The sequence below is a fragment of the Actinomycetota bacterium genome (assembly GCA_040755895.1).
In the GTDB taxonomy this organism is placed as follows: domain Bacteria; phylum Actinomycetota; class Aquicultoria; order Subteraquimicrobiales; family Subteraquimicrobiaceae; genus Subteraquimicrobium.
Window position 1 is genome coordinate 1 of record JBFMAG010000017.1, and the last position, 7,543, is coordinate 7,543.

General features: G+C 47.7%; 6 protein-coding genes. All 6 read right to left on the reverse strand.

The window, feature by feature from the left end; translation table 11 throughout:
- Positions 1-167: 167 nt before the first annotated feature.
- Positions 168-1,217 (reverse strand): threonine synthase, encoded by a 1,050-nt coding sequence (gene thrC, locus AB1466_00645; GenBank protein MEW6188612.1) that lies wholly within the window; start codon positions 1,215-1,217, stop codon positions 168-170.
- Positions 1,210-2,505 (reverse strand): homoserine dehydrogenase, encoded by a 1,296-nt coding sequence (locus tag AB1466_00650; protein MEW6188613.1) that lies wholly within the window; start codon positions 2,503-2,505, stop codon positions 1,210-1,212. The genes thrC and AB1466_00650 overlap by 8 nt, the downstream gene beginning before the upstream one ends.
- 239 nt (positions 2,506-2,744) lie before the next feature.
- Complete coding sequence (gene lysA, locus AB1466_00655; protein ID MEW6188614.1) at positions 2,745-4,046, reverse strand: diaminopimelate decarboxylase; 1,302 nt, start codon at positions 4,044-4,046, stop codon at positions 2,745-2,747.
- 162 nt (positions 4,047-4,208) lie between these two features.
- Positions 4,209-5,066, reverse strand: a complete 858-nt coding sequence (locus AB1466_00660; protein MEW6188615.1) for a deoxyribonuclease IV — start codon at positions 5,064-5,066, stop codon at positions 4,209-4,211.
- Between the two features lie 75 nt (positions 5,067-5,141).
- Complete coding sequence (argS, locus tag AB1466_00665) at positions 5,142-6,809, reverse strand: arginine--tRNA ligase (protein ID MEW6188616.1); 1,668 nt, start codon at positions 6,807-6,809, stop codon at positions 5,142-5,144.
- 47 nt (positions 6,810-6,856) lie between these two features.
- Positions 6,857-7,543: HD domain-containing phosphohydrolase (locus AB1466_00670; protein MEW6188617.1), on the reverse strand; the 687-nt coding region annotated here is incomplete at its 5' end.

Here is a 7,543-nt window from a genome sequence, read left to right on the forward strand (position 1 = left end):
TTCATTTATGTTTTGAACTTTGGATTCCTTCGACTTTGCTCAGGAGATGTTTGCTCATTTAATATTGCTTAAATTTGGTGCTTTGTGCTTAGAATTTGAAACATTCCTTGTGCTTAAGGACAATGTTCTGGCAAAAGAGCTTCTGTCGTAGGGGATTTATGTCTAGGCTAGAGGATGATTTTTTCGACTGCCTCGGTTGTCGCTTCAGCCTCGACTATCTCCCCGCCCACCTTTATGGCAATATCTGGATCCTTGAGGCCATGTCCCGTCAGAATGCAAACTACAGTCGCCCCAGGCTCGATCCTTCCAATATTGGTGAACTTTTTCACTCCAGCTAGCGATGCCGCCGAGGCGGGCTCCACAAATATACCCTCTTCGGAGGCGAGTATTCGGTAGGCAGAAAGTATCTCGTCATCGCTAACCATCTCTATCCACCCGCCGGAAGAGGATGCGGCTTCCATAGCCTCTTTCCACCTGGCTGGATTTCCAATTCTGATCGCTGTGGCTATCGTTTCCGGTTTTTCTATGGGATAACCCCTGACAATCGGGGCTGCCCCTTCAGCTTGAAAACCGATCATCTTGGGGAGCCTCTTGATCCTTCCAGCTTTAAAATAATCCCGGAAACCCATCCAATAGGCGGTGATGTTTCCCGCATTTCCCACGGGAATGGCGAGATAATCTGGGGCTTCGCCCAGGACATCGCAGATTTCAAAAGCGCCGGTTTTCTGCCCCTCAAGACGATAGGGATTTAAAGAATTGACCAAAGTTATGGGATGTTTACCGGTTATTTCTCGAACGATTTTGAGGGCACTATCAAAATTGCCTCTCACGGCCACGACCTTGGCACCATGTACCAATGCCTGGGCTAGTTTTCCCAAAGCTATTTTCCCCTCGGGTATGACCACAATGCATTTAAGTCCCCCTTTGACTGCATAAGCCGCCGCTGAAGCCGAGGTATTACCCGTTGACGCACACATAACCGCAAGGGCTTTCTCCTCCAGTGCCTTGCTTATGGCCATGGTCATTCCCCTATCCTTAAAGGAGCCCGTGGGGTTTAGACCTTCATACTTCAGGAAGATTCGTAAACCCAAATTCTCGCTTAGCCCTTGTGCGTAAATGAGGGGGGTGTTTCCTTCCAGCAGAGTGCAAACGGGGGTTTTCTCGGTAACGGGGAGAAAATCACGATATTCTTCGATAACTCCTCTCCAACTAACCACCTCGAGGACCCTCCACTCTGATTACGTTGCAAATTTCGTTTACTACTTCTAGTTCGGTTATTTCGCTTAAGGATGCTCGAAGGTTTTTCTCTCGAACTCGATGGGTGATGAACATGAGCTCTGCATTTGGTCCCCTCGGTCCTTTCTGAATGACGCTTGCCAAACTGACATCATTATCTCCAAAAGCCTTGGCGATCTTGGCCAACACGCCGGGTTTATCGACGACATTCATCAACAGATAATAACTGGTCTCAATGTCATCTATGGATCGAATTTTCTTGCTTTCAAAGCAGGTACATCCAATTACGCCGCTTCGCCCATATTGAAGATTTCGAGCTGCATCGATTATATCCCCCACCACAGCGGAGGCTGCGGGCATAGAACCCGCTCCTTGTCCAAAGAACATCACCTCACCCACGGCATCACCCTCTACAAAAATAGCATTATATACCCCTTTGACAGCGGCAAGGGGGTGACTTAAAGGAATCATGGTGGGATGAACCCTCACGTCTAACTCCCCATTTTCCTCTGTAGCTAGAGCGATTAACTTTATGGTATAGCCGATTTCCCGTGCATAGGCGATATCGCTTAAAGAAACCTTTGAGATTCCCTCGGTAAACACTTCAGAAGCCACCACACGACTGTTAAAAGCAATGGAAGCCAAAATGGCTATTTTCGCCGCGGCGTCGTGCCCTTCTACATCCGCTGATGGATCTCTTTCCGCATATCCCCTTTGCTGTGCCTCTTTCAATGCTTGCTCAAATGGAAGACCTTCTTCCGCCATCTTAGTCAGAATGAAATTGGTAGTGCCATTGACCACCCCCATCACCTTCAATATCTTGTTTCCCGCCAGGCACTCTTTTAAGGGTCGGATGATGGGAATTCCTCCACCCACACTGGCTTCAAAATAAACATCGACGCCACATCCGTCAGCGGCTTCCAGTATTTCCTCCCCATGATTGGCGAGAAGTTCCTTGTTCGCGGTTACCACCTGTTTTCCTTTGTGGATAGCTTGAAGAATGAAGCTTTTAGCGGGTTCGATTCCTCCTATTACCTCCACCAAGATGTCGATTTGGGGATCATTCAAAATCGAGGAGACGTCTTTGGCAAGTAGGTTCATGGCCCCAAGAGCCTTCACTTTTGAGACATCCTTTTCTAAAATGGCTTTGATCTTCAACTCCGCTCCGACCTTGCTTCGAAAGTTCTCTCTATGGGTAGTTAAAACCTTAAAAACACCAGAGCCTACAGTTCCCAGCCCTAAAAGACCGATGTTTATCTCCCTCTTCATTTTCCATCCCTTCTTGCCATACTTTGAAACATACTCAACTCCCCACTCTCTTAAATGGTTCACCGTTCACCGTTCAGGTAATTATATCTGGATCACCATAAACTTGCTGCTCAGGGCCGCTTGCAGAGCGAGCAGCCCAAAGCGAATCCGAAGCTCAAGGGCGACCCTTTGAGCGCTTTGCATTGAAAATTATGACCCATGCAAGTGTCACCAATGTGCGTAAACATTAAGTTTAACTTTTAAAGTGGTTCTTCTAATCTCAATAGGTCTTCGTAAGTCTCTCTGCGGATTATCAACTTAGCTTCGCCATCTTGAACCAAAATCATTGGAGGACGTGGTTGTTTATTGTAATTGTTGGCCATCACATAACCATAAGCGCCAGTGGCCGGAATGCACAAAATATCTCCTACCTCCACTTCAGGGAGTATCGCATCCTTAATGAGGATATCCCCAGATTCGCAGTGTTTTCCGGCGATGGTGACTTTGACCGATGGCTTAGAACCGGCTTTATTGGCAATTATTGCCTCGTAGACGGCGTCGTAAAGCATGGGGCGAAGGTTATCGGACATCCCACCATCCACGGAGATATAGGTTCTTACCCCTGGTATTATCTTTATTGTTCCGATGGTATACAATGTCACACCGGCATTTCCCACGATGGAACGCCCTGGCTCGATCATAATTTTGGGAATGGGCAGACCCAATTTTCTTGCCTCCCTATGAATGCCTCCCACTATAACCTCTGCATACTCATCGATGGTGGAAGGTTCATCGGTAGCTTCATATTTAATACCTAGACCGCCTCCGGCATTGAGCTCCCTGACCTTGAATCCAGTCTCATCCAACACCTGCTTCACAAATTCCATGACGAGTTCGATCGCCTTGGCATAAGAATGGAGGGCGAAGATTTGAGAACCTATATGTGTGTGAAGTCCCGTCAGGTTTACATTCCTCATGACCAGTGCCTTCTTCACCGCATCCAGGGCAGTGCCGTTCACCAGACCAAAGCCAAATTTCGAATCCACCTGACCCGTTTGGATATAGCTATGGGTAGTGGCCGTGATACCCGGTGTGATTCGAAGAAAGATGCGAGGCTTCTTTCCTTTCTTTACAGCCATTTTATCCAACAATTCCAACTCGTTTTCACTATCAACGATGATGCAACCCACATCATTGTCGAGAGCGAGATTTAGCTCCTCTGGCGTCTTGTTATTCCCATGAACGTAGATCTTTTTTGGGGGGAATTTCGCCTTTATGGCGATGTATAGCTCGCCTCCAGAGGAAACATCGAGGGAAAGTCCCTCTTCCTTGATTATCTGACACATCGCTAGAGAAAGGAGAGCTTTCCCAGCGTAAATGATTTCAACATTCTTTGAGCGCTTTGTGAAGGCTCCAAGGTACTCGCGGCACTTCCGCCTGATGGTCTCCTCGTCCATAACGAATAAAGGGGTACCGAACCGCTGAGCGAGCTCTACGGTATCGCAACCACCGATCTCTAGATGATTTCTCTCGTTGATCTTGGCCGTTATTGGAAGAACCACTAAATCTCACCGTGCATCATTTTAATTTTGGATTTTCCCAGTTTAACATAGGAAATTGAAATAGTAAAGAACGGTGGTGGACTGGAGGCGGTTCGCCTCCTTAGCCCACCCACTTTAGAAAAATATCAATATTTATTCCCCACCTAAATATAGCTCATAAGATCAATTCTTGTTGCCTACCGTATTGACCAGGCTCTTTAAGATAAACAAATTCCTCACATCGTCCCCGTAAGTCATTCTTGGTGTCTCCAAGATACAGGGCAAACCCTTAAGCTCGGAGCGATTTACGATCCTTTTGAATCCCTCCAAGCCAATGAAGCCCCGACCAATGTGCTCGTGTCTGTCAATACGAGATGCCAGAGGAGCCTTACAATCATTGGCGTGAAGGACTTTCAGTCTTTCCAACCCCACTATCTCATCGAAGGATGAAAGGGTCCTTTCCAATCCATCCTTACTGGAAACATCGTACCCGGCGGCAAATCCATGGCAGGTATCGAAGCAAACACCAATCCGATCGCTCCAATCGAGTTCCCTTAAAATGAACCTGAGCTCCTCAAATGTTGAACCGAGAGCATATTTTTGACCCGCGGTATTCTCAAGAAGAATTTGCCCCTTGAAATTAGCTCTCCCTAATATGTGAGCCAGAGCTCGGCTGACCCTGAGAAGACCATTTTCTTTGCCTGCACCGCGGTGACTTCCAACATGGAATATCAAATATGCCGCTTCGAGTTGCCTCGCCCTGTAGGTGGACTTGATCATTAGATCAACGGATTTGGTATAAACGGATTCAATGGGAGAACCCAGGTTAACCAGATAGGGAAGGTGGAGTATTAGGGGTTCTATCTCAGCCTTCTCTCGTCGAATTTTGAATTCCCCCAAATCCGCTTCGGGGATCTTCAGACTTTGCCAACTTCGGGGGTTGCCAGAGAAAATTTGCATGGCTTGGCAACCCCTTTTAGCTGCCCTGTCAACGGCGAGATAAATTTTGCCCGCGATGGAAACATGCGCCCCAAATCTCACGACTCACTCCGTTCGTTCGCCCTTCGTCCCTCGCCTTTTGATCCTCAAATCTTACTTTCAAGCGACGATGAGCGGTTACATTTTCCGTGGTGCGCTGACTCCCAGGAGGGTTAGAACATTTCGCAGTATTATCTGGGTACATCTCGTTAAGGTCAATCTGGCTTGAGTTAAATCCTCATTCCCGCTTATCACTCGACATTGGGTGTAGAAGACATGAAAAAGGGAGGCCAGATCCTCAGCATATCTGGTTAGGATGTGGGGTGTGCGTTGCAATGCGGCTCTTTCCACCACCTCCCCAAACTCCGCCAATTTGCGCATCAAGTCCAATTCCGATTCATGGACCAAAAGCTCCAAGTCAACCTCACTGGCGAGTAAGGGAGTTATTCCCTTCTCACTGGCAAAATCCATTATGCTGCAGATACGGGCGTGGGCATATTGCACATAATATACGGGGTTCTCACTGGATTGCCTCTTAGCGAGTTCGATATCGAAATCCAAGGGGCTGTCGGTGCTCCTGGTAAGGAAAAAGTAGCGAGCCGCGTCTCTTCCCACTTCTTGAAGCAGTTCCTCCAAGGTCACCATCTCCCCAGTGCGCTTGGACATCCGCACCGGTTCACCGCCTTTATAGAGATTGACCAATTGACCGATGATTACCTCCAGAACATCCTCGGGGTATCCCAAGGCCTTTATTGCCGCCTTCATGCGGAGCACATATCCATGATGATCCGCCCCCCAAAGGTTTATGACCTTTTCAAAACCCCGTTCAAACTTGTTCTTGTGATAGGCTATATCAGCGGCGAAATAGGTGGGCTCGCCGCTTTCTCTTATCAATACCCTATCCTTATCGTCTCCAAAGGTAGTTGTCTCGAGCCACAGGGCTCCATCCCTCTCATAAACATGGCCCCGTTTTCTTAACTCCCTAACCGTCGTGTTCACCGCTCCAGATCGATGGAGATCGCTTTCGGAAAACCATACGTCGAACTCCACGCCCATATCATATAGGACCTTCTTCATATGCTCTAAAACCTGAACGTAAGAACGCTCTCTAAAAAGCTCCTCTCTTTCTTCCTCCGAAAGATTAAGATATTTGTCGCCCTCCTCCTCTATGATCTCTCGAGCGATATCCTTTATGTATTCTCCTCGATAACCATCCTCGGGGAAGGATATATCCCTTCCCAGGAGCTGACAATATCTAACAGCCACGGATTTTCCGAAGATATTCATTTGAGTCCCGTAATCATTTATGTAGAATTCCCGCGTGACTTCATAACCTGTAGCGACCATGATGTTGGCTAAGGTATCCCCCACCGCAGCCCAACGACCGTGTCCCACGTGCATGGGACCAACCGGATTGGCGCTCACGAATTCTATCTGCACCTTCCGTCCCTGACCCAAATTGGAGCGTCCATATCCCTCTCCCAGAGCATCGACTTCCTTGAGAACCTCGTATAGCCATCGATTACTCAGGAAAAAATTGATGAATCCTGCTCCAGCGACCTCGACTTTTGTGAGAAAATGTTGCTTATCGTCGAGGTACTTGAGGATGGTTCGCGCGATGTCGAGGCTTGAGAGCTTTGTCTCACTGGCCAGAACCATGGCCACATTTGTGGCCCAATCACCGAATATCTTCTCCTTCGGACGCTCGAGGACAATCTCCGGAACCTCACTTATTTTGAGTTCTCCGGCTTCTCTAGCCCTCTCTATGCTTAAAGAAATTAAATCCTTTAGCCTTTCCTTGATCATTTTCTTCACCCGAATAACATGCAATTTCGAGGGAGGAAGGGGGAAACTTACTTCCACGCTAAGGGCTTCTCTGCGATTATAGATAGAAAAACTTCGACTATCTTGGGGTCGAATTGCGTTCCTGAACATCTCTTGAGCTCAGCAACGGCTTGCTCCAGGGTTAAAGCGGATCTGTAAGAACGCTCCGAAGTCATCGCCTCAAAGGCATCCGCCACGGTCAATATGCGGGATCCGATGGGGATATTTTCTCCTCCCAGTTTATCCACGTAACCTCGACCATCATATCTCTCATGGTGATGGCGGATGATTGGGATAACCTGGTTAAAGAAGATTATGGATTCAAGAATCCTCAGGCTCTCGTGTGGATGGGTCTCAATTATCTTGCGCTCCTTAGCTGTCAGAGCACCGGGTTTGAGCAGTATCCTTTCATCTATTGTTATCTTCCCCACATCATGCAAAATTCCCGCAAATCGTATTACCTCGATGAAGTCTTCAGCAAGACCCAATTTCTTGGCAATGGCAACGGCATAATCTGAGACCCGCTGGGAATGACCTTCGGTATACCTCTCCCGAGCTTCCATGGCTAAGGTAAGGGCACGGATGGTATTTAAATATAAGTCCTGAACCTTAGCGTATGATCGAGCATTTTCGATGGCAACTGCCGCCTGTTCTGCCAAAATGCTCAACAGTTCTAAATCCTCCTCCGAAAATCTATGATCGGATTCGATGATATC

Bases quoted from the DNA above. Each gene is read 5' to 3' on its own strand.
- argS (MEW6188616.1), bottom strand. From the start codon at position 6,809: ATGATCAAGGAAAGGCTAAAGGATTTAATTTCTTTAAGCATAGAGAGG.
- AB1466_00650 (MEW6188613.1), bottom strand. From the start codon at position 2,505: ATGAAGAGGGAGATAAACATCGGTCTTTTAGGGCTGGGAACTGTAGGC.